The organism is Cytobacillus sp. FSL R7-0696 (genome assembly GCF_038006865.1).
GTDB lineage: Bacteria > Bacillota > Bacilli > Bacillales > Cytobacillaceae > Cytobacillus > Cytobacillus kochii.
On record NZ_JBBOWA010000001.1, the window covers coordinates 4,631,677 to 4,654,935 of the forward strand.

At 34.7% G+C, this 23,259-nt stretch carries 23 protein-coding genes; 12 read left to right on the forward strand and 11 right to left on the reverse strand.

The genetic code is table 11. The features are described from left to right. Positions 1-142: 142 nt before the first annotated feature. Positions 143-991: a chemotaxis protein CheV gene (locus MKX29_RS23555; protein WP_445662700.1), complete on the reverse strand. Its 849-nt coding sequence runs from the start codon at positions 989-991 to the stop codon at positions 143-145. Between the two features lie 84 nt (positions 992-1,075). Further along, a complete protein-coding gene (locus tag MKX29_RS23560) occupies positions 1,076-2,392 on the reverse strand; it encodes an MFS transporter (protein ID WP_341108081.1) in 1,317 nt (438 codons plus the stop codon). 327 nt (positions 2,393-2,719) lie between these two features. On the opposite strand from MKX29_RS23560, the gene MKX29_RS23565 reads away from it, so the two are divergent. The 3 genes from MKX29_RS23565 (at position 2,720) to MKX29_RS23570 (ending at position 5,145) form a co-directional block, all read left to right on the forward strand. Next, on the forward strand, positions 2,720-3,868 hold the full coding sequence (locus tag MKX29_RS23565; protein WP_289433428.1) for an aminotransferase A: 1,149 nt from the start codon (positions 2,720-2,722) through the stop codon (positions 3,866-3,868). 99 nt (positions 3,869-3,967) lie between these two features. Further along, on the forward strand, positions 3,968-4,297 hold the full coding sequence (locus MKX29_RS24555) for a transposase (protein WP_251161713.1): 330 nt from the start codon (positions 3,968-3,970) through the stop codon (positions 4,295-4,297). Continuing rightward, positions 4,294-5,145, forward strand: a complete 852-nt coding sequence (locus tag MKX29_RS23570; RefSeq protein ID WP_373370910.1) for an IS3 family transposase — start codon at positions 4,294-4,296, stop codon at positions 5,143-5,145. The genes MKX29_RS24555 and MKX29_RS23570 overlap by 4 nt, the downstream gene beginning before the upstream one ends. Positions 5,146-5,221: 76 nt before the next feature. Here MKX29_RS23570 and MKX29_RS23575 read toward each other — a convergent pair whose 3' ends face one another. Beyond that, positions 5,222-6,097 (reverse strand): NAD(P)-dependent oxidoreductase, encoded by an 876-nt coding sequence (locus MKX29_RS23575; protein WP_307314695.1) that lies wholly within the window; start codon positions 6,095-6,097, stop codon positions 5,222-5,224. Between the two features lie 73 nt (positions 6,098-6,170). Next, positions 6,171-6,620 (reverse strand): hypothetical protein, encoded by a 450-nt coding sequence (locus MKX29_RS23580; protein WP_095369706.1) that lies wholly within the window; start codon positions 6,618-6,620, stop codon positions 6,171-6,173. A 171-nt stretch (positions 6,621-6,791) separates the two neighbouring features. On the opposite strand from MKX29_RS23580, the gene MKX29_RS23585 reads away from it, so the two are divergent. Continuing rightward, entirely contained in the window at positions 6,792-7,859 is a 1,068-nt protein-coding gene (locus MKX29_RS23585) for a YeeE/YedE family protein (RefSeq protein ID WP_341108088.1), read from the forward strand. A 12-nt stretch (positions 7,860-7,871) separates the two neighbouring features. Continuing rightward, positions 7,872-8,096, forward strand: coding sequence for a sulfurtransferase TusA family protein (locus MKX29_RS23590; protein ID WP_095369708.1), 225 nt, complete (start codon positions 7,872-7,874; stop codon positions 8,094-8,096). Between the two features lie 271 nt (positions 8,097-8,367). Here MKX29_RS23590 and ptsP read toward each other — a convergent pair whose 3' ends face one another. The 3 genes from ptsP to MKX29_RS23605 form a co-directional block, all read right to left on the reverse strand. Further along, the gene (gene ptsP / locus MKX29_RS23595) at positions 8,368-10,086 is read right to left on the reverse strand and encodes a phosphoenolpyruvate--protein phosphotransferase (RefSeq protein WP_370873303.1); all 1,719 of its coding nucleotides are present in this window, start codon (positions 10,084-10,086) and stop codon (positions 8,368-8,370) included. Next, positions 10,086-10,352, reverse strand: coding sequence for a phosphocarrier protein HPr (locus tag MKX29_RS23600; protein ID WP_095369710.1), 267 nt, complete (start codon positions 10,350-10,352; stop codon positions 10,086-10,088). Before MKX29_RS23600 ends, ptsP begins: the two co-directional genes overlap by 1 nt. A gap of 111 nt (positions 10,353-10,463) precedes the next feature. Further along, positions 10,464-10,658, reverse strand: a complete 195-nt coding sequence (locus MKX29_RS23605) for a hypothetical protein (protein WP_307314814.1) — start codon at positions 10,656-10,658, stop codon at positions 10,464-10,466. 248 nt (positions 10,659-10,906) lie between these two features. Between MKX29_RS23605 and MKX29_RS23610 the strand changes: the two genes are divergently transcribed. The 3 genes from MKX29_RS23610 (at position 10,907) to MKX29_RS23620 (ending at position 12,843) form a co-directional block, all read left to right on the forward strand. Then, a complete protein-coding gene (locus MKX29_RS23610) occupies positions 10,907-11,089 on the forward strand; it encodes a YkvS family protein (protein ID WP_095369711.1) in 183 nt (60 codons plus the stop codon). Between the two features lie 342 nt (positions 11,090-11,431). Next, positions 11,432-12,043: a CPBP family intramembrane glutamic endopeptidase gene (locus tag MKX29_RS23615; protein ID WP_341108090.1), complete on the forward strand. Its 612-nt coding sequence runs from the start codon at positions 11,432-11,434 to the stop codon at positions 12,041-12,043. A 149-nt stretch (positions 12,044-12,192) separates the two neighbouring features. Next, positions 12,193-12,843, forward strand: a complete 651-nt coding sequence (locus tag MKX29_RS23620) for a hypothetical protein (protein ID WP_322909194.1) — start codon at positions 12,193-12,195, stop codon at positions 12,841-12,843. A gap of 17 nt (positions 12,844-12,860) precedes the next feature. Here MKX29_RS23620 and MKX29_RS23625 read toward each other — a convergent pair whose 3' ends face one another. Next, entirely contained in the window at positions 12,861-13,904 is a 1,044-nt protein-coding gene (locus MKX29_RS23625) for a YkvI family membrane protein (RefSeq protein ID WP_233435265.1), read from the reverse strand. Between the two features lie 185 nt (positions 13,905-14,089). On the opposite strand from MKX29_RS23625, the gene MKX29_RS23630 reads away from it, so the two are divergent. Further along, positions 14,090-16,231 (forward strand): ATP-dependent Clp protease ATP-binding subunit, encoded by a 2,142-nt coding sequence (locus MKX29_RS23630; RefSeq protein WP_095369714.1) that lies wholly within the window; start codon positions 14,090-14,092, stop codon positions 16,229-16,231. Positions 16,232-16,291: 60 nt separating this feature from the next. Here the strand turns inward: MKX29_RS23630 and MKX29_RS23635 are convergent, their stop codons facing one another. Together MKX29_RS23635 and MKX29_RS23640 are read right to left on the reverse strand one after the other, a co-directional pair. Then, positions 16,292-17,986, reverse strand: a complete 1,695-nt coding sequence (locus tag MKX29_RS23635) for a M3 family oligoendopeptidase (protein WP_340974331.1) — start codon at positions 17,984-17,986, stop codon at positions 16,292-16,294. A 254-nt stretch (positions 17,987-18,240) separates the two neighbouring features. After that, positions 18,241-18,675 carry a MarR family winged helix-turn-helix transcriptional regulator gene (locus tag MKX29_RS23640; RefSeq protein WP_095369716.1) on the reverse strand — a complete coding sequence of 145 codons (435 nt, stop codon included), beginning with the start codon at positions 18,673-18,675 and terminating at the stop codon, positions 18,241-18,243. 139 nt (positions 18,676-18,814) lie between these two features. On the opposite strand from MKX29_RS23640, the gene MKX29_RS23645 reads away from it, so the two are divergent. The 3 genes from MKX29_RS23645 to MKX29_RS23655 all read left to right on the forward strand — a co-directional run bounded on the left by MKX29_RS23645 (position 18,815) and on the right by MKX29_RS23655 (position 22,813). Further along, positions 18,815-20,311: an ATP-binding protein gene (locus tag MKX29_RS23645; protein ID WP_095369717.1), complete on the forward strand. Its 1,497-nt coding sequence runs from the start codon at positions 18,815-18,817 to the stop codon at positions 20,309-20,311. A gap of 389 nt (positions 20,312-20,700) precedes the next feature. Beyond that, positions 20,701-21,924 carry an MFS transporter gene (locus MKX29_RS23650; RefSeq protein WP_095369718.1) on the forward strand — a complete coding sequence of 408 codons (1,224 nt, stop codon included), beginning with the start codon at positions 20,701-20,703 and terminating at the stop codon, positions 21,922-21,924. A gap of 154 nt (positions 21,925-22,078) precedes the next feature. Then, the gene (locus tag MKX29_RS23655; protein WP_095369719.1) at positions 22,079-22,813 is read left to right on the forward strand and encodes a ZIP family metal transporter; all 735 of its coding nucleotides are present in this window, start codon (positions 22,079-22,081) and stop codon (positions 22,811-22,813) included. 2 nt (positions 22,814-22,815) lie between these two features. Here the strand turns inward: MKX29_RS23655 and MKX29_RS24560 are convergent, their stop codons facing one another. Next, positions 22,816-23,052, reverse strand: coding sequence for an aspartyl-phosphate phosphatase Spo0E family protein (locus tag MKX29_RS24560; RefSeq protein WP_095369720.1), 237 nt, complete (start codon positions 23,050-23,052; stop codon positions 22,816-22,818). Positions 23,053-23,259: the final 207 nt, after the last annotated feature.

The following is a 23,259-nucleotide window of genomic DNA, read 5'->3' on the forward strand; positions in this document are numbered from 1 at the left end:
CTCCTAGGGATAAGAATGGAATCTACTTAAATTCTAAGCTTATATAAACAAGTAAATGAGATAATGGCAAGAAATAATGCGGACCTGTCACTTTATTTACAATAACTCTAAGATGACGTTTACAAGGTTTTGGATATCGGGCTTACTTACTTGTGCATCTGCACCAACTTTCCTTCCCTGATGTAGAAGATCTTCCGTAATAAGCGATGAAAAAAATAACTACAGGTGTGGATTGTCGTTTACTATCTTGCTTAATATATTTTGTAAGGAAGTGACCATTCATTAATGGCATTTCAATATCAGTAATAACAAGATCGACTTTATTTTCCTCAGATGCTAAATGATTATAACATTCTTCTCCATTTTCAAAGAAAAGTAACTGCTGAAAGCCAGCCTTATTTAATGTTTCTTTTAATATACTGCGTAGCATTGGGGAATCTTCAGCAATAACAATTCTCGCATTCTTTTTATCACCAGCAATATCCGCTTTTAAATCATCTTTGGAGAAACCAATATTGGGATTGATATCAGTCAGGATTTTTTCAAAATCAAGCATCAGAATCATATTTTCTGATTGTTTTACTACACCAAGTGTATAACTATTTTCATTATTATAAATATCATCAGGTTTATCAATTTGATCCCATGACAGACGATGAATCTGCCTTACTTCATCCACGTGAAATATCACCTTTTGCTTATTAAACTCTACAATGAGAAAACTACTGTCATCTTTAACGATGTGTGTATACGAGTCTTGATTGGAAACCAATGCATTTCTCAAGCTAATAACGGGCAAAACTTCACCTCTGAGTTGTGTAATCCCTAAAATAAATGGATGGGCATGTGGAATAGGCGTAATCGCCAATGGGGCAACAATTTCTTTAACCTTATAAACATTCATTCCATAATGTTGATTATTTACTTTGAATTCGATTATTTCTAGTTCATTCATGCCGCTTTCTACAACTGATTGTCTCTCTGAAATCATATAAACGTCTTCCTCTCAATCTTTTTCTTACTCTTAGCTTATATCGGCTAAAACCAATAAGTATAGATAAGAAGAAGTAGATTTTTAGTTCTCTTCAGGCTTAATCCTATTTAAGAAGAATAATCCCACTAGCGTTAAGACGATTAAGGAGCCCATTCCAAACCTACTAGCTATACTACCGTGAGAAGCAAGCAGATACGTAATCGTTCCGAAAATAAACGGGCCAATAATCGATGAGACTTTGCCGGAAAACGCAAATAATCCAAAAAACTGGCCTCTCTTATCTTCTGGGGTAAGTTCGACAATATAAGTTCTCGATGTTACCCACATGGATCCTAGAGCGATTCCAAACATACTACCAGCTATCCAGAACATCCAGGCATTAACGGCAAAAGTACCAATTATTAAAGCAACTAATAGGAGGAGACTCACATATCTAATGGCCCGATAAGCACCAACTGATTTGGTAATATAACCAAAAATAAAAGAGCCGATAATACTTGATACAGTTGAAACTAAATACAATAGGATAAATTCTCCTGCAGAAAAGCCAACAATGGTGCTCGCATAAGGTGCCATCATTGCGATTGTTGTTGCTAAGGCATCATTTAAGAAAAAGTAAGCAATCATAAATGTAAAAATGACACGATGTGATTTTATTTCTTTAAACGTTTTATAAATCTCCTTATATCCTGACAAGAAAGAAGCTTTGTTTTCAACCTGTACTTTTTTCGGATTATCTTTTATAAAAAAGAATAATGGTAATGAAAATAATAAAAATAAAATAGCAGTTGGTATAAAAGCATGATGGAAATCACTGTTTCCAACATATAAATATACAGTTAATCCTAATAATGTCCCTAAATACCCTATCGCAACACCAAATCCAGATATAAGAGGAACATCTTCTTTTTTCCCTAAATCAGCTATCATCGTGTCATAAAAAACAAGACTCGAGTGAAAGAAAAACTTCGCTATAATAAATGAGACGATTACGAGAGCCAAATACAAAGGAACACCCATGATGGTACTAGTCAAATTTACCTCTGCAAATACGCCCATTAAAATGGTAAAGCTTACAGATAACAATGTAAAGATAACGATATATTTTTTCTTTCTCCCTGTTCGGTCAATGAGGACACCAAACAATGGGCTAAAAATCACCAATAAAAAACTGGCTATTGAATTCGCGTAAGCAATAAAAGTATTCGCTAATTGTTCTTGTACTTCATTATTCCCGATAATTTCCTGCATATAAAATGGCCAAAAAATGGTATTAATATTGGAGGAAAAAATCGTATTGGCAAAATCATATAATGCCCATGAAATGATGGGTAAGGTTAAATATGCCTTCCACGATTGATTTCCTTTTTTCTTTTTTAATCCTCTTTCTATTTCCACTCTCATTCTCCCCTCTACATTTGCAAATTGAAATTAGGTAATTTTTTCTTTCATCATACCATTTTTTAGAATTTATTTTATCTCTTTTTTTCTAAAACCTTATTTATTAGCAGTTAAGAAATTGTAAAAAAAGCTACATAATAAAAAGGTTTATCCTATAGGAAAACTTTTGTACAATAAAGAGATAAAACCATGTACTCGGAAAAGAATCAATGTAGAAAGACAACAAAATCAATGAATATCTTTTTTCGCAAATGGTTTGTATAACTACACTACATATAAATATGTTTGAACCGTTCTCATTATTTTTAATTTGAGGTGAATCCATTGGAACATTTAGTTAATCCAAAAGTTAAATCCATTGAAATTTCGGGTATTAGAAAATTCTTTAATATGGTCTCAGATACAAAAGATATGATTTCTTTGACTATCGGACAACCTGATTTTTCCACACCCACACATGTAAAAGAAGCAGCTAAATTAGCGATTGATGAAGATTATACATCGTATACACATAATGCGGGCGATTTGAAATTAAGAGCAGCAGCAACTGATTTTGTTAAAGAAAAATATCAGTTAGATTATGATGAATCAACTGAAGTGATAGTTACTTCAGGAGCTAGTGAAGCAATAGATATTACATTAAGAACGATATTAGATGAAAATTGCGAGGTTATTCTTCCTGGCCCGGTTTATCCCGGCTATGAGCCGATTATTCGCCTCTGTGGGGCAACACCCGTCTATGCAGATATAACAAAAAATCAATTCAAAATGACAGCAAGCGTCATACTTCCTCTTATCAATGAAAACACAAGAGCAATTATTTTACCTTACCCATCAAATCCAACTGGTGTCAGTTTATCTAAAGGTGAAATCGAAGAGATTGCGGATCTAATAAGAGGAAAAGATATTTTTATTGTTGCAGATGAAATTTATAGTGAGTTAAGCTTTGATTCGCAACATTTCTCCATTGGCTCAATATTAAAAGAGCAAACCATTGTCATTAATGGCTTATCAAAATCACATGCCATGACTGGATGGCGAATCGGGTTATTATTTGCTCCAGAGAAAATAGCTAAGCATATCTTAAAAGTTCATCAATATAATGTGACTTGCGCCTCATCTATCTCGCAAATGGCTGCGCTACAAGCATTAACAAAAGGGATAGATGATGCTCTCCCCATGAAGGAAGAATATAAGAAAAGACGGGATTATGTTTTTCAGCGCCTAAAAGCGATGAATCTTGAGGTGGTTAAACCGAACGGAGCGTTTTACTTTTTTGTAAAAATTCCATCGAAACAAATATCCTCATTCGATTTTTGTTTACAATTAGTGAAGCAATCAGGTGTCGCAGTCGTGCCTGGCAGTGCTTTCTCCTCTTACGGGGAAGGTTATTTTAGATTATCTTTTGCCTATTCAATGACTACATTGGAAGAGGGTTTAAATCGATTAGCTTCTTTTCTTGAAATACAATAAAAAAGCTTTGTCGGCTGTTAATGTCCCCTTTAAGTAGACATTCAAAAAAACCTTCATGTTACCATGAAGGAAAGAATACTACTTGGAGGGGATTTTTCTATGGCAAAGAAAGGACAAACTTTTAATAGTTATTCGGAAGAGTTTAAACATAATGCCGTCATGAAATATGTGAATGGGTCTAAAAGTTATAAAGCATTGGCAGAGGAACTGGGAATCCGTCACTGTAGCCAGCTTAAAGTGTGGGTTAAGAAATGGAAAGAAGGAGCCCCGTTTGATGAGCGTAAAGGAGTTTCTAATCCTTTAAAAGGCAGGCCTAGGACTAAATTTAAGTCGGTTGAAGAGGAAAGGGATTATTTGAAAGCACAAGTTGAATTTCTAAAAAAGCAGTATCCAAATCTGGTAAAGGAGGAGAAAACCCCAGACGAATGAAATATGAATTGGTGGATGAGTTAAGGGTTACCTATCCGGTCTCCTGGCTGTTGGAGATTGCCTATATCAAACCGGCAAGCTACTACAAATGGAGAAAAAACAATCATAAACGAGAAGAAAAAGTTAGGGATGAACAAGAGATTCGAGAGCACATTTTGGGCATACATTTCATGCATCCCGAATATGGACGACCCCGTATTACAGACGAATTAAATGAAAACGGGTATTTAATTAATCACAAAAAGGTCTACCGATTGATGGCGGCAATGAACATCCAATCAGTCATCCGAAAAAAGAGAAAACGACATGGTCATATTCCTTCTAACCTCTTTCCTAACCGTCTGAAAAGGAAGTTCAAGGCGGTAGGACCTAATCAAAAAATGGTAACGGATATCACATTTGTGTCTGTTGGCGAAGAATATTATTATTTATCGGTCATACAGGATCTCTTTAATAACGAAATAGTAAGTTGGGAGCTAGCCCAAAGAAATGATTTGGAACTTGTGTTAAAAACGGTAGAGAAATGGACAAAGAAAAAAGACGTGGCTGGAGCCGTTCTCCATTCGGATCAAGGCTTCCAGTACACGTCAAAAATATACAGCAACCGATTAAAGGATTATGGCATCGAAGGCAGCCACTCTCGCAAAGGAAACTGCCTGGACAATGCCTGTATAGAATCATTCTTTTCACACCTCAAAACCGAGAAGCTGTATATAAGTAAGTGTAAGGGAGAAGAAGAACTAGAGCAAGCTCTTGAGGATTACATTTACCATTACAATTACAAACGAAGACAAAAGAAACTAAAGAAACGCGCGCCGATTGAATATCGACACGCGCTCACTGCTTAGCTTTTTATGTTGTCTACTTGACAGGGGCAAGACCAGGCCCACTTCCTGCCGACAAAGCTTTTCTTTTTATAAAAAACTATCTTTCCCAATATTTATATAATGCCTGTGTTCCACTATCCCCTTCTCCTTCAGCAGCTAATTTTTCATACATTTCTCGCGCTAACCTTAGGCCAGGTGTTTCCATTCCCATTTTTTCCGCTTCATCTAAGGCAATTGTCATATCTTTAATAAAGTGTTTTATATAAAAACCTGGAGAGAAATCACCAGAAATCATTCGTGGGACAAGATTAGAAAGTGACCAGCTCCCAGCTGCCCCACTAGTGATACTTTTTAATACGTTCTCACTATTTAATCCTGCTTTTTCTGCATAAATAATCGCCTCACAAACACCGATCATATTCGAGGCTATTGCTATTTGATTGGCCATTTTTGTATGTTGTCCAGCTCCAGCAACTCCTTGATAGACAATGTTTTCGCCCATATATTTTAGAATTGGTAAAATTGCCTGATAGGCAGTAGCTTCACCACCCACCATAATAGACAATTTTCCACTTTTAGCACCTATATCTCCACCTGAAACAGGCGCATCAATTGCATAAATCTCTTTTTGTTTTGCCCTTTCAGCAATTTCTTTCGCAAGAGTAGGCGTTGACGTTGTCATATCGATTAAATAAGTATGTGGATTTGCATTTTCAATTAATCCTTCTTCACCTAGATAGATTGATTTCACATCATCAGGATAGCCAACCATAGTAATAACAATGTTTGCTTGCTTGGCTAATTCTTTAGGTGAATGAATCCAACTAGCCCCTTGAGATATTAATTGAGCTGCTTTTTCTTTTGTACGTGAATAGACCAGGACTGTATAGCCTGCTTTAATCAAATGGAGAGCCATACTCTTCCCCATCACTCCTGTACCAATAAAACCAATCTTCGTCTCTTCTTTATTCATTCTCTCTCTCCTTCAAAATAAATATATTGATTATTCTATCATTTATATTTACTATTTGAAAGATAACGGTTTATCAAAGTTGTGAAGAAAAATGAGTTAAATAACCCTTCGCCACACTATGCTCATTATTGATTATTTCGATAGAAACTGCTTGATTCTCAATCATATTTTCAATGTCAAAAACATGTAAATCTTTTTGTAGTGGTATGGGTTCCATATAGATGAAGAAATCTTTATTCCCTTCAGGTTCAATCACTTCTACCGCTTGCCCGTTTTCATTACCATAAAAGATTTCATCTGCCCCTAAAGCTAAGGCTAGTTCTTTATTATGAATATTGACTTTAATGACATAAGCTTCTTCTTCTAATAACACTTTATCATTTAACTGAAATCTAAATTGTAATTCATTTGTTTTCGTCAATAAAGCATCTGCGTGATGATTAATAATTGATTGCTGATCATTACTCGTACATCCACTAAGAAAAAAGAGAAGGCATACGATAAATATTCGACGACTCAACATTTTCTACTCCCCTTCCAGATACGATTAATCCAGTTATTGTCAAACTTAACAACAATTATTCATACATCTATTTTCATTTATTTAAAAAACCCTTGACAATATTTCTGTCTATCCTTTATCATCATAATTCGTAAAGGCTTATAAGTTTACTCGGAATTAGAGGGGATAAATATGATACAAATGTTAATAACTGGATTGATTTGCGGTGCGTTATTAGGCTTTGTTATGCAACGTGGGCGCTTCTGTTTAACAGGGGGCTTCCGTGATATGTTCATCGCAAAAGATAATCGAATGTTTTATGCCTTACTCATTGCTATTTGCGTGCAAAGTATTGGCGTGTTTACTCTTATTCAATTAGGAATCATCGATTTCACTGCTGGTAATTTCGCTTGGTTAGGAGTTATCTTTGGTTCTTTTGTATTTGGTATCGGCATCGTATTAGCAGGTGGTTGTGCGACTGGTACATGGTATCGAGCGGGAGAAGGTTTACTAGGTAGCTGGATTGCTCTGTTCGCTTATATGGTAATGGCTGCGGTTATGAAAACAGGCGTACTCGCACCTTTAAATACAGAAATAAGTTCAATTACTTTACCGGAAAACTCAATTGCTGCTACATTTGGTATAAGCAACTGGATTTTCATTATCGCTTTATTACTTATAACTGGCGGTGTTGTTTATCGAGAGCTTAGAAAGCCAAAAATTGCGATACCATCTTTAAAACCTAAACGTACTGGACTTAGCCATTTATTGTTTGAAAAAAGATGGCATCCATTTGTCACTGCAATTCTTGTTGGGCTAATCGCTCTCCTTGCATGGCCACTAAGCGCTGCTACAGGTAGAATGTTTGGTTTAGGCATTACAACACCATCTGCTAACATTCTACAATATTTAGTGATTGGTGATGCTGCATTTATTAACTGGGGAGTGTTTCTTGTATTAGGAATCTTCATAGGATCATTTATCGCAGCCAAAGGCAGCAAAGAATTTCGTTTTAGAATGCCTGATAAAAAAACAGGTATAAATAGTTTTATTGGTGGATTATTGATGGGGTTTGGAGCTAGCCTTGCCGGTGGCTGTTCAATAGGCAATGGACTAGTAATGACTTCAATGATGACATGGCAAGGATGGATCGGTCTCTTATTTATTATTTTAGGTACTTGGACCGCTGCCTACTTTGTCTATGTTAGACCACAGAAAAGACGTGCTTCTCAAAGTACGACATCACAACAAGCTGTATAGGGGGAAACAAACATGCAAAAAACATTAGAAGTAATGGGTCAAGTTTGTCCATTTCCATTAGTGGAAGCAAAGTCTGCAATTGAATCGATCCAATCAGGAGATGAACTAATTATTCAATTTGATTGTACACAAGCAACTGAAAGTCTTCCACGCTGGGCTGCAGAAGCTGGTCACCAAGTAACCAACTATGAACAACTTGGAGATGCAGCTTGGACAATCACAATTCAAAAGAAATAAATCAATAAAATCGTTGTAACTAATAAGTTTTCAGCAAAATTATTGAACCGAACAATACCTTTGTTCGGTTTTTTTATCTACCATATACTCTTATTGAACGAGATAAAAAATATCCTCACATAATTACCCTAATACACCATATTTAGAACAAAAGAAAAGCTAGCCAATCGGCTAGCTAATAAGGGGAAAATGAGAATGATTTAGCTGACTTAAGGTTTTCTTAAGTGCATATTTAAGAATTACCCGCATCAGTCAGAACCTAAACCATTTTTTATAACTTTTTATAGAAAAAATTCTCTAGTGCCGATTCAATTTCAACAGCATTCGGCAAATTAAGGAGAATATCTATTTTTTTCTCAATCTCTGCCTTATTTAACTTACGTATATGCGCTCTGGTCTTAATAATGGCTGCTGAGTGAACAGAGAACTCATCTAAGCCCATTCCCACTAATAATGGTATTGCGACCTCATTGCCCGCCATATCACCGCAAATACTGACGGATTTCCCTTCTTTATGGGCAGCATCAATGACATTTTTGATGAGTCGTAAAATAGCAGGGTGGTAAGGTTGATATAAATACGAAACCTGCTCATTAGATCGATCGGCAGCCAATGTATACTGAATGAGATCATTTGTACCAATACTGATAAAGTCAACTTCTTTTGCAAATGCCTCAATCATTAGTGCCGTAGCTGGAATTTCGACCATCATACCAAGTTCTATATGACCAATCTCTACCCCTTCTTCTATCAGTTTCTCACATTCTTCTTTGAACATAAGCTTGCCTTGTCTAAACTCTTCAATTACAGCAACCATAGGAAACATAATCTTTAATGTTCCAAACGCACTTGCCCTTATTAATGCGCGTAACTGTGTCCGTAGAATTGATTGTTCACCTAAACAGAAGCGTATTCCTCGTAGGCCTAAAAAAGGGTTCATTTCTTTTGATAATTTTAGATATGGCAGTTCTTTATCGCCACCGATATCAATAGTTCGAACAACTACCGGTTTGCCATCCATAGACTCTAGAACCGATTTATAAACGTGAAATTGTTCTTCCTCAGTCGGTAATTGCTTTTTTTCCATAAAAAGAAACTCGGTTCTAAATAAGCCGATTCCTTCTCCCCCATGCTCGATAACCCCTTTTGCTTCCTCCATACTACCGATATTTCCAACAATAGAGAAATATTGCTCATCGAGTGAAATCGTTCTTTCTTTTGCTAACCAAGATAGTTCGGACAAATCTCTTAAAGTCTGTTCCTGTTTCTTTTCATATTCTTCAATCAATTCAGGCGTCGGGTTAATATGAACGATACCAGTATACCCATCAACGACAAGTACATCACCATTCTCGATATCACCTAAGGCCGTTTTTGTACCCACAACAGAGGGAATATTAAGTGATTGGGCAATGAAGGCAGCGTGAGAGGTTTTACCTCCCACATTTGTCACTGCCCCTTTCACTTTGCTAGGATTCAAAAGTGCTGCGTCTGATGGTGTTAAATCCTCGGATACAATAATTACATTTTCCGTCACCATGGCTGGGTCAAAAACAGGTATCCCTAAAAGATGTGCCTGCAATCGATTGGCAACATCTTTAATGTCTGCTGCTCTTTCTTTTAAATACTCGTTCTCAGTTTGTAATAATAAATGAATATAGTGATCGGTTATTTCTTTCACAGCAAATTCTGCATTATACTGTTTCTTCATTATCCGATCTATCACTGGTTCAATTAATTCCGGATCCCTCAAAACAAGAAGATGTGCATCAAAAATTGTAGCATTTTCAATTCCTGCCTCGGTACTCGCATGCTCTTTAATTTGCTTTAGTTCATCAACGGTTTTTTCGAGTGCTTCATAAAAAAGGTTAACTTCTATCGTACTGTTTTCGACCTTTTTACACTCGATCTTCACATCAATTGGCTCAAAGCGAAAAGCTTTTGCAATAGCGATTCCTTCTGATGCAGGTATCCCTTGTAAGAAAGCCATTATTCCGCAAGACCTTCTTCTTTAAGCATTGTAGCAAGTTGTTCAATAGCTGCCTCTTCATCGTTACCATCAACGATAATAGTAATTTCCGCACCTTTGCCAGCTGCTAATGCCATTACACCCATAATCGATTTTAGATTTACTTTTCTCTCTTTATACTCTAATTGAATATCTGAAGTAAATCTGCTCGCTGTTTGCACCAATTGTGTGGCTGGTCTAGCATGAATTCCTGTTGGTGAAGTTACAATAAATTTTTTCTCTATCATTTTCATCGATCTCCTTTTTCATCACTCTTATATGTAATATAGATATCCATTAGAATAACATATTTTTTAGGATTCTTTTACTATATCACATGTATAAAAAACAAACCTTTTTTAACTTCTAGGTTCAGTTAAATATTGATAAATAACATCCCCACCTCTTTGTGCAATTCCTCTAATGTATTTAAAATCTTCCCTTTTTACAATGACGGAGCGAAAAGTTAAAAAATCTTCTTTTTTCACATAGTACTCTTCAATCTCTTTGTTCTTTAATTTGTTTATGATTTCATCTATTGATGATGCATCCATATTATTCACCTCTGCTTCCTTCTATTTTATAAAAAAAATGCGCTCTTTTAAAGAGAATCAAATAGATTTAGGTTATATCTATAAATCAACGTAAGAACTATGGATGACAGCAAAGGTAGAAAATGTAGACGCGTCACACAAAAGGGTTTGTATTTTTCGTATTATTAGTGTAAATTCCTTTACGAATAAACAGTTTTAGTGCAAAATGGTTATTAACAAAAAATTTGGAAAGAAAAGGGGCAATTTATGTGAAAAAAGCTGAAGTTGGAAACATTATTGAATTTAGAGATGGCTTAAGAGGCATTGTCGAAAAAGTAAATGAGAACTCCGTCATCGTTGACTTGAGCTATATGGAAAACTACAGAGATTTAGAATTAGAACACAGGACAGTAGTAAATCATAAAAACTATAAAATTGTCCAAGAAAATTAATATAAATCCGAGAAATAACTATAAAATAATCGACATTTCATTAAAAAGAAAAGTCCGAACAAAGTGAATTCCTTCATAAGAATTCAGATTTGTTTGGATTTTTTTGTTTCTGCTACTCCTACATCAATGAAAGTTGCGATGCTAACATCTAGTTCCTTCAGACAGAATATATAGTTATCACCCATACCATCTCTCTACTCCAGTTCTACCTATATACTCAACCTTTTCTTTCTCTTTGACATATATTCGTCATAAATATAATCCTCAAATGAGATAATCATATTTTTTTTACTGCTTTTTTGATAGAATAATGATTGGCTTGCATGAAAGGGGTTATATGAAATGCGTAAGAATTCACCTGACATTCGCTTAATTGTCGGGATCGTCCTTGCACATGTACTAATGTATTTCACATTTGAGGACAAATCAATCTTCTGGTATATCTTTAGTGCCACCATGTTATTTCTTATTAGTTTTGCCATTATAAGTATAGAACTAGATCATCAAGAAACCTTTACCCAAAACTTATTATGGGGTACTTTATCAGGGGTTTTTCTATATGGCATTTTTTGGTTAGGTTATACAGGATTAAGTTTTATTGGCCTCTCGATCACAGAACCTGTTGCAAAGCTCTATAGTTATTATGGAGCTAAGATTATATGGCAGTATTTGTTATTAATAGTTCTTTTCGCTCCAGGTGAAGAAATTTTCTGGCGTGGATTTGTACAAAAGAGGGTAATGAACTATACCAATGGTTTTCTTGCTGTTGGCATCTCTTCTATTCTTTTTGCTTCTGTACAGTTTTATTCAGGCTCATGGGCTCTGGTACTGGCAGCATTAATAGCAGGATTATATTGGGGAACCATTTACCTTTGGAAAAGAAGCATTGTTTTACTTATCACTTCACATATTATATTTTCCTTGCTCCTTTTTGTATTCTTTCCTCTAGTATAACCAGAAAGATTTTGTAAAATAGTCGTAAGCATATATTTACTATTTCTTAGCTATTAGCTCCATCCAAAATTATTAGAGGAAAATTGTAACAAGTACGCAGCATTTCTCGTCTAATGCTTTGATCACGTAACTTAGGGAGGAAATTTGTTTTGAAGAACTTTTTAAAATTGTTAACTGTTCCCTTAGCTATCTTTCTATTAGCAGCATGCGGAACATCAGAAACAGACAATGGCAATGGTGAAAATAATAATAGTAATCCACCAAATGAAGAAGTAGATGAAGATCAAAATCAAAATGAAAACAAAGAAGATAGCCAAAAAAGTGAAAATGAAATTCGCGTGATGGAGGAAAATTTATCATATGAAATAGACGGTGAAACAAAAGAAGAAACTGCTTTTCTTAAAGAAAGTGACAATCAAGCGTTTTCTTTACATGTTTTACCTGATTTCACCTTAACTGCAGAGGAACCAAATAAAGATATCCTTCATTTAAATGATCAATCTGAGGTGTTTATGCGAATTGAGGTACTTCCTGAAGAAGTAGACATGAAACAACTTGAGGAGAATACAATGATCCAACTTCAATCTGTTAACGAAGAAGTAGAGCATCCTTCTCTTCCTCAAGATGACTTTTTCAAAGATGCTGTTATGATGGAAGCTTCATCTGAAACCGATACAGTAACGGCATTTATTATCCACAATGATTCAGCCCAAGTAAAGCTGACTTTATTTAATAAGAATGAAGATACTAACTATAAAGATGCTTTTATAGAAATGGCAAAAACGATTCATACAAATTAATAAAAAAAGAGACTGTCCTAGCTGTCAGTCTCTTTTTTCATCCATAATAAGATGATAAATGTTAAACTAATATAACCAAATAAAGGATATAAATAGGAAAGCAGTTCTCCATATTCAATGAATGAACCGAAATAGCAGATGGTAAAAATCCCAATCACTGTTACAACCGTAGGAATATTAAAATATTGCCGAATTTGCCTTTCCACTCCAAAAACGTTTCCAATTACTGAAGTAAATATTTCACCATAAATAACAAATACGAATATCCAATATATTGAAGACGCAAGTGACTTCATAATAGCTGCCATAGGGATTTCATAACTTTCTAAATTAGGAATATTCACCAATGACAAATGACTAGAAACTAAAATCATTGTTAGTGCAATCCCACCAAAATATCCTCCCCATTTAATCGTATGTATATCTTTAATATCCGAAGCAACTGGAACTAACACAGCTTGCGCTAACATTAAATTAAATGCGGCATACGTAAATGGAGATACAACTGATTTCCAACCATCCTCAGCAAAAGGAATATATAAAATATTTTCTAAAAAGAAAGGCTGTTGAATAGAGAAAAACAATAAGATGAAACTAAAACTGATCATCATAGGAACGACAACAACGTTTACGGCAAATAATCCTTTTATACCTACAAGCATTGTTATAATTGATAAAGCAATTGTAAATACCACACCAATTGATTTAGATAACCCTAGTTGTTCTTCAAACACAGCACCTGCACCTGAAAGCATAACAGCACAGACACCTAATAACATGATGAGCATTAATCCATTGATAATTAAACCAAAATGCTTTCCAAACAAATGTGTATTTAACTCTTGAAAAGATCTTGCATTTATTTTTGCAGCAATGATCATTAGTTTTGATCCTAAAAACACAAATATATATCCACTCATTAAAATCCCAATTAAACCAATAAAACCAAATCTCGAAAAGAATTCGACGATTTCCCTCCCAGTTGCAAACCCTGCGCCAACAACAGTCCCTACATAAACTGCTGCGATTTGAAAGGAAGCTCCCCAATTAATTTTCGTCAAGTCGATCTCCTCCTTCTCCACAATATATGTAAAGAAGGACAAACAAAGACGAGCTTTTTCTTACGGAATACCTTTTTTCTAATTTTAATAAAAAAGATAATCAAAATACTTGAAAGTCAAATAAGGTCAAAGTATACTGTATTCATAAGGTCAAAGTTAGTCAAAGTCAAAAGGAGGAAACTTTAATGAAATGTCAAGCATGCAAACAAAATGAAGCGAATGTCAATATGAGATATGCGATTAATGGTAAGGAGACAACCATTCGTCTTTGTCAAAGCTGTTACGAGAATGAAAAACAATCTCTTCCTGCCTTTGGTCCGACGATGAATGGTTTCTCAGGTTTTATACCATTCGATGATCTTTTTAAACAATTGACAAATGAGCAAAATGCTCATCATCAAAGTCAACAACCGAATGAACCATCTCAAAGAAAACAAAGTGGTAGTGGTGGATTCATTGATCAATTCGCTAAAAACTTAACGCAAATGGCTAGAGCGGGTCTCATTGATCCCGTGATTGGTCGAGATAAAGAAATAGCACGAGTAATTGAAATACTAAATAGACGAAGTAAAAACAATCCAGTATTGATCGGTGAACCCGGTGTGGGGAAAACAGCTATCGCTGAGGGGTTTGCACTAAAAATAGCTAATAGTGATGTACCAAAGAAATTACTCAATAAAGAAGTTTACTTGTTAGATGTGGCCTCCCTTGTTTCGAATACAGGTATTAGAGGTCAATTTGAAGAAAGAATGAAACAACTAATAAATGAAGTACAAACACGAAAAAACATAATCCTTTTTATTGATGAAATCCATTTATTAGTTGGTGCGGGTTCAGCTGAAGGATCAATGGATGCTAGCAATATTTTAAAGCCTGCACTAGCACGTGGTGAGATGCAATTAATTGGGGCAACTACACTTTCTGAATATAGAAAAATAGAAAAAGATGCAGCATTAGAAAGACGATTCCAACCAGTTCACGTCAAAGAACCAAGTTTAGAGGAAGCAAGACATATCCTCGAAGGATTAAAAGACAATTATGAAAGCTTCCATGATGTTATTTATACAGAGGAAGCCATCACAGCTTGTGTAGAACTATCGTCAAGATATATTCAAGACCGCTTCTTACCAGATAAAGCAATTGACCTTATGGATGAAGCTGGCTCAAAATTAAACCTAACATTAGGTGTTTCATCTGATGAGGATATTGAATTGCGTTTAAAAGAAATAGCAAAGCAAAAAGAACAGTTGCTTAAAGAAGAAAGGTATGAAGAAGCAGCTCAATTAAGAGATAAAGAAACAGAATTGGAGAAGGCTCTTGGTTCAAACACAAGAGAAAGAGCGAAAGTAGAAGTCGAACATATCCAAAAAATCATTGAAGATAAAACCGGTATACCAATCGGAAAATTAATGACAGATGAACAATCTAAGATGAAACATTTACAAGAAAATCTAAACCGTAAAGTTATTGGCCAAGAAGTAGCAGTCGAAAAAGTAGCAAAAGCTATTAGAAGAAGTCGTGCAGGTCTTAAATCTAAACATCGACCTATCGGATCGTTTTTATTTGTCGGACCAACAGGTGTTGGTAAAACAGAATTAACGAAAACATTATCTGAAGAATTATTCGGTACAAAAGAATCTATGATAAGACTTGATATGAGTGAATATATGGAAAAACATAGTGTAGCGAAAATTATTGGTTCTCCTCCAGGATATGTTGGTCATGAAGAAGCAGGACAATTAACAGAGAAAGTACGTAGAAATCCGTATAGCATTATCCTATTAGATGAGATTGAAAAAGCACATCCCGATGTGCAGCACCTTTTTCTACAAATACTTGAAGATGGTCGCTTAACAGATAGTCAAGGTAGGACTGTACACTTTAACGAAACCGTTATTATTATGACAAGTAACGCCGGTGTTCAAACAAAAGAAGTCCAAGTCGGCTTTGCAACGGATAACAACGCTTGGAATGAAGCAAGTATACTCGACTCATTAGGACAATTCTTTAAACCTGAATTTCTAAACAGAGTTGACAATATTGTTGAATTTAAATCATTAACCAAAGAGCATCTTCTTATTATCACTGATTTACTATTAGAAGAATTGAATTTAATCTTAGCACAATCTAATATACACCTAAGTGTGACAGATGAGGTAAAAGCAAAATTGGCACAATTAGGTTATCACCCTGCATTCGGTGCCCGCCCTCTCAGAAGGGTCATTCAGGAACAATTAGAAGATAAGATTGCAGACAAAATTATTGATGAGGAAGAACAAAGCGAATTAACCGCAGTTTTAAAAGAAGATATGATTGTCATTCGATAAAAGGATAATTTCATCAAAAAAGGAGAGGTTTGTTGCCTCTCCTTTTTTCCACATCATTCTTTAAAGTTTTTTATCATCGACTTGATTCAGCCACTTCTCAATTGATCCAACAACGGATTCTACACAACCATCTTCAAAAGGAGAAATCAGATTTGCTTCAGATACTAATCCTGTAAATGATTGGCTACCGCCAAGTTTACATAAATGAAGATAATCATTCCAAGCTTCTTCATGGTTCTCTTGTGATTTTTGCCAAAATTGAAAGGCACAAATTTGCGCTAACGTGTAATCTATATAATAAAATGGCGAGCTATAAATATGGCCCTGTCTTTGCCAATAACCGCCTCTTTCTAGATACTCGTTGTCTTCATAATCTTTATAAGGCATATACTTTTTCTCAATCTTTCTCCATGCTGCTTTTCTTTCCGCTGGAGTAGCTTGATAGTTTTCATAAACCCAATGCTGAAATTCATCAACAGCTACGCCATAAGGCAAGAAAATTAGGGCACTGCTTAAATGGGCAAAGCGATATTTGTCTCCATCTTCTTTAAAAAACGTATCCATCCATGGCCAAGTGAAAAACTCCATACTCATTGAATGTATCTCTGCCGCTTCATGTGTTGGCCATATATATTCAGGAATCTCAAAACCTTTGCTTGCGTAAACTTGAAAAGCGTGACCTGCTTCATGTGTTAAAACATCAATATCCCCTGATGTCCCATTAAAATTAGAGAAGATAAATGGTGCTTGGTAATCCTCAATAAATGTACAATAGCCTCCACTTTCTTTCCCCTTCTTCGCGAGTAAGTCCATTAATTCATTATCAATCATGAAATCAAAAAATTCGCCTGTCTCTGGTGAAAGTTCTTGATACATCGTTTGCCCTTTATTAATAATCCAATCGGAAGAGCCTTTAGGCATTGGATTGCCAGAAAGAAAATTAAACGGTTCATCAAAATACTTTAATGAATCCACGTCAATTCTTACGCGCTGTCTTTCTTTTAATTTAGCGACCATCGGGACAATAAACTCTTCCACTTGTTTTCTAAACTTTGCAACCATATTGGCATCATATCCAATTCTAAGCATTCGATAATACCCTAGTTCAACAAAGTTTTCATACCCTAATTGATGAGCAATCTCTGTTCTTATTTTAACTAAGTCATCATAGATTTGGTCTAGTTTATGTTCGTTATCCGCCAAAAATTGGAACTTAGCCGCACTCGCTTCTTTCCTTAGTTGGCGGTCTTTCGATTCTATGTATGGATCTAGCTGCGCTAATGTTAATTCTTTGCCATCAAAATTTATTTTTGCGGAAGCGATCAACTTATTATAATCACTTGTCAGTTTATTTTCCTTTTGTAGTAATGGTACAATTACCGGCTTGAAAGTTTTCAATTCACTATCAGCTAAAGCAAATAACTGTTTGCCCCATTTGTTTTCGAGCTCTTCGCGAAACTTAGATTGCACTAGTGCTTCGTAAAATTGTGTACTAAGTCCTTCTATCTCTGGGCCTATCTCATCTGTATAATCTTGTTCTTGTTGATAAAATTGATCATTCGTATCAATCGAATGCCTGATCATAACCAAATTTAACATCGTATACAATTTATTTCGTATACGATTAATCTTTTTCATCGCTTCTATTTGTTCCTCAGCTGTTTTTGCTTGTTTAAATGCCAGTAGTGCAGCATCAAATTGAACTTTTGCTTTGTCCATTTGCGGCCTTTTGTATTCATATTCAGGAAATTTCATTCCCTACACCTCCAAGTAATAATCGCTAATTTGTATGTTTTTCATGAAGAAAAAAATTTTAAGCAAGTTAACTCTTTCTATAATAGATTATAAAATCCTGCATATTTATTATTAAATTATGCTCAGGACTTAAGTAGCGACCAACAATGATTAAATTTAATTAGAAATTTTCAATTTTCTTTTAACATAGAATTACTTCACTAAAGTTCACAACTCTATAATAAAAGAAAAAAACGATTCTGTATGAACCGTTTTTATCGATTACTAATAGATAACCCGAGTTTTTTTATTAATTTTATAGCTGTCTCTTTTTCTTCTGCATCTAATTCACTCATTAATTCATGAATATACTCTTCGTGGCCTGGAAATACGTCTTCAATAAACGCCTTACCATCTTCCGATATTTCAGCATAAGTCACTCTTCGATCATTCGGGCATGCAACTCTTCGCAAATACCCTTTACTTTCTAATTTGTCAACTACATACGTAATACTTCCACTAGCAAGCAAAATTTTACCACCTATTTGCTGTAAAGGTTGATTACCTTTATGATATAGTAATTCTAGTACAGCAAATTCAGTTGGATTTAATCCATAGGTTTGAATTTTACGATTAACAATTTCATTAATCGCTCTATTCGCTCTTGAAAGCACAATATATAGTTTGAGTGATTGGCTAGATTCTGTCATGTCTCCAATCCTCCTAAAATAATTTAAAATAGAGATTATTGAATTCAAACTAATTATAAGTAACGAACAGCATACTGTCAATTTCTATATTTTTACTAAAAATACTCATGGATCCGATTTTATGGAGAAGAAAAAGAAAATGAAAAGAAAGAATAATTATTTCCTATATGTAATTATAGTTATTATGCCGTCTATTCTAGGAATGCTTACTATTTATCATTATGTAACAGACCGTGATGAAACAGAAAGATTAAATGACGCAAAGTGGATTGCAACCATTCATCAAAAAAACTGGGATCAATTCATCTCTGAAACAGTTACCACATTAGATATTTTAGCATTATCAATTGACGCTCAAAATGATATGGAAACTGTTCGTGAAGTAGTAAGAAGCACACAATTAACTGACATGAGATATGGCAGTATGTTTCTCCTTGACGCAACAGGTACCTTCGAAACAGGAACATCAGAATTATTAAAGGATCATGACTTTAATAATGATCCGTATATCCAAGAAATTATGCGCACGAATGATTTAATTATATCCGAAGAAGTGGAAACATTAACACCTGAACAACAGGTCATCGGGATTGCAAACCCTATTCTCGATGTTAATTTCCAACTAGAAAGAATTGTAGGTGCACATTTAAGAGTAGATTACATGCAAAATATTATGAGGATGCTTACTCCTGATGCTTCCATCTCCATTACGAACTCTAGTGGTAAGCAAATAATGAATATGAATGGTGGTATAGGTAAGAATGATCAAGTTTATACTTTACCAATTGATCGTCTACCTTGGAATATTGAAGTGAGTGTTTCAGATGTCGCTAGCGGTAATTTACTTAAGCGTACAGCAATCTTCTTCTTTCCCCTTTTTATATTACTTCATATTTTCTTTTTCTTTATAAAATATTTCATGTTAAAAAAACATGCCAAAAATGCTGAGAAAGAAAATGAAATACAGAAACTAGAGCTAGTCGGAAATTTAGCTGCAAGTACAGCCCATGAAATCAGGAATCCACTTACTGGTGTGAAAGGTTTAATCCAATTATTATCAGAGAAACATAAACAAGAAGAAGATCAGTATTATTTCTCTATTATAAATAATGAAATCAGTCGTATCAATGAAATCGTTAGTGAGTTTCTTATTCTTGGGAAACCGACAATTGAAAAGAAAGAACATATTTATGTACAAGACATTATACGTGAACTAGAACCACTTATTAAATCTGAAGCCAACTTAGCCAATATCCACTATGAAGATTCTTTACCAGAAGAACCCGTAGGAATATATTGCAACAAAGATCAAATGAAGCAAGTGTTTTTAAATATCGCCAAAAATGCTCTTGAGTCAATGAGTAGTAATGGATATTTGTCTATATCTCTCACAACAAGCGCTCATCATTGTTATCTCACCATTAAGGATACTGGAGTAGGTATACCAAAGAAAGAGATGGACAGAATCTTTGAACCTTTTTACACTTCTAAAGATTATGGTACAGGTCTTGGACTTGTTGTATGCAAAAGGATTGTCGAAGCAAATAAGGGAGAAATCACAATCGAAAGTAGTGCTTCTAACGGTACAGTTGTGACGATCATTTTACCGCTAGATTCTCATTCATTTGATTCATAAACATATCAATCATAAGGGAAGCCTTATAAAAGATTTGCTTCCCTTATAAGATGGATATGTTTCCTTCTGCTGGAAAGGCTAATAAAAAAGGAATTAACCTATATTTTTTCCATTTCCTACTTTTTGTTTTTTATATGATAGCTAAATGTCATAGGATTCGACTAAGTTCTAACATACGTAGTCTTTCAAGCAATAAGAAATAAAAAAGGATGAAAAATAGTTGTATTTCACATACAACTAATGTTTGAGGATAGAAGTACAAATGGTAACTGAAAAGGATGTCTTTTAGAATATTTCAATTTTTTTAAAGAAAGACTTGATTTTTGTTCATTTAACTCCAATAATTATTTCGTATATTGAATTATTATTACATAAAAGGAGTCCTTCCAATGAGCCAAGCTATTTCTCTTAAAGCCCTTCCTAAACAAGGAAATACTAGCTATCGTATTTTATTTATTATTGGGCTTTGTCATTTGCTAAATGACGCCATTCAGGCGATAATCCCCGCAATGTTCCCTATTTTAGAAAGATCAATGGGACTAAGTTTCACCCAATTAGGAATGATTGCATTTGCATTAAATATTGTTTCGTCTGTTCTTCAACCTGTTATTGGCAACATGACAGACAAAAAACCAATGCCTTTTGCCTTACCCATTGGGTTAACCATTACTTTATTCGGTATCATTGGATTGGCTTTTGCGCCTAAGTATGAATGGATTATCATTTCCGTCATATTTATAGGATTAGGATCTGCTATTTTTCATCCTGAGGGCTCAAGAGTTGCTTACATGGCCGCTGGTCCAAGAAGAGGATTAGCCCAATCCATTTATCAAGTTGGTGGAAATAGCGGTCAATCGCTAGCCCCATTAATTACCGCCTTGGTACTCGTTCCTTTTGGACAAAAAGGAGCTTTATGGTTTACTATTGCCGCTTTTTTAGCTGTTTGTTTTCTCGCCTATATTGCCATTTGGTATGCTAAAAATCTAAGATTGCAAGCAGCTAATAAAAAGGCAAAGAAAAAGGTAGCTGCACATAAACCACTTACTAAATCAGTAAAAATAGCATTAGCTATTGTGCTCATTCTTATTTTTGCCCGATCTTGGTATGTTTCTGGGATGACAAACTTTTATGCCTTTTACGCAATTGAGAATTATGAATTCTCTATCAGCGGCGCACAAACAATGCTATTTGTATTTTTATTAGCTGGTGCTATTGGTACCTTCTTCGGAGGACCTTTAGCAGATAAATTTGGACGTAAGACAGTTATATTTTTATCATTGGCCCTATCTTGTCCATTTTCCATACTCATTCCATTTGTGCCAGCTAGTATTGCGTTTGTATTTTTGGCACTTACAGGCTTTATACTGATGCTTAGCTTTTCTGTAACAGTTGTCTATGCACAAGAATTAGTACCTGGTAAAATCGGTATGATGTCTGGCTTAACAGTTGGATTTGCATTTGGAATGGGTGCAATTGGATCGATTGCATTAGGTTATTTAAGTGACTGGGTTGGTATAAACCAGACGATGATGTTCACTGGGTTACTTCCTTTAATCGGGTTCCTCACCCTATCATTACCATCAGATCAAAAAATTGCTGAATGGAATGAATGATTAATGAATGTTAGTTACTATTCATAATTGACATTAAAGAAGAGGTCACATTTTTTATATGACCTCTTTCCTTAATTATGCATATACTAGGCTAAATGATTACTGCATCTTATTGATAAAAATCAGGGATGATTCTAAAGAGGTGATTTATAAAATGACAGAAGTGCTATATGGAACAATCCTTTCAGCTATGTCTACAGGACTTGGTGCATTGATTATTTTGTTTATTGGCCAATCGATGACACATAAATGGCGTGATATATTACTCGCATTTACTGCAGGTATTATGATGGCTGCTTCAACAATGAGTCTTATTCCAGAGGCATTAAATGCAGGAGGGTTTTTACCATTAGTCGTAGGAATTTTTCTAGGGGTTTTAACTTTAACATTGCTAGAAAAAAACATTCCACATATTGACATCGCTCATAACAAAAAAGGGATTGAATTTGATGAAAAAGCGATGTTAATTGTTGCTGCTATTACACTTCATAACATTCCAGAAGGACTTTCTGTTGGTGTTAGTTATGCGTCCGAAAACGGAGGAGACACTGGTAATTTAATTGCATTTGCCATTGGTTTGCAAAATGCACCTGAAGGATTCTTAGTTGCTTTATTTTTGGTCAACCAAAAAATTAGTAGACTTAAAGCATTTATTGTTGCCACTTTAACAGGTACAATTGAAATTTTCACAGGCTTATTAGGATTTTATTTAACCTCTTATGTTGCTTCACTTGTCCCTTATGGGCTCTCATTTGCCGCAGGAGCCATGCTATTTATTATTTATAAGGAATTAATCCCAGAGAGCCATGGAGATGGTCATGAAAGAACATCTACCTATTCTTTTATCATTGGTTTACTTTTCATGATCTTATTAATTGACCTTTTTTAATTTCATACAGCTTTTGTTTTTATATTTACATGGTATTGTTTAATATTTAACTTAAATTCTCGGGTCCTACGGGGCTCGGAGTTTATTTTTGCCTTCTGATATTCATATATAAGCATGTCTAGTTCCTGACTATGCTGGATAGTTAATTTGTCATTAATACCTACTTTCCACGCACATTTCATCATAATTTCTCTTTTCATTTGAATCTTGTCCAATAATTCCCTTTGATTTAACTTCAACTTTTCTCCTCCTAAATTTGTCCTGCTTTCGATTATTTTTTGTCTACTTGAGAAATTATTACAAGAATTTTTATAAAAGTAAATAGATTCGCAAAATAAGACAATCTTTTTTTATATCAACATGATTCGACGCTTTCTGAGAATAGTTTGCATTACTTTTCGACAAGTACTTAAAATCATTAACAGTAGTAAACTTTTTAAAAATCG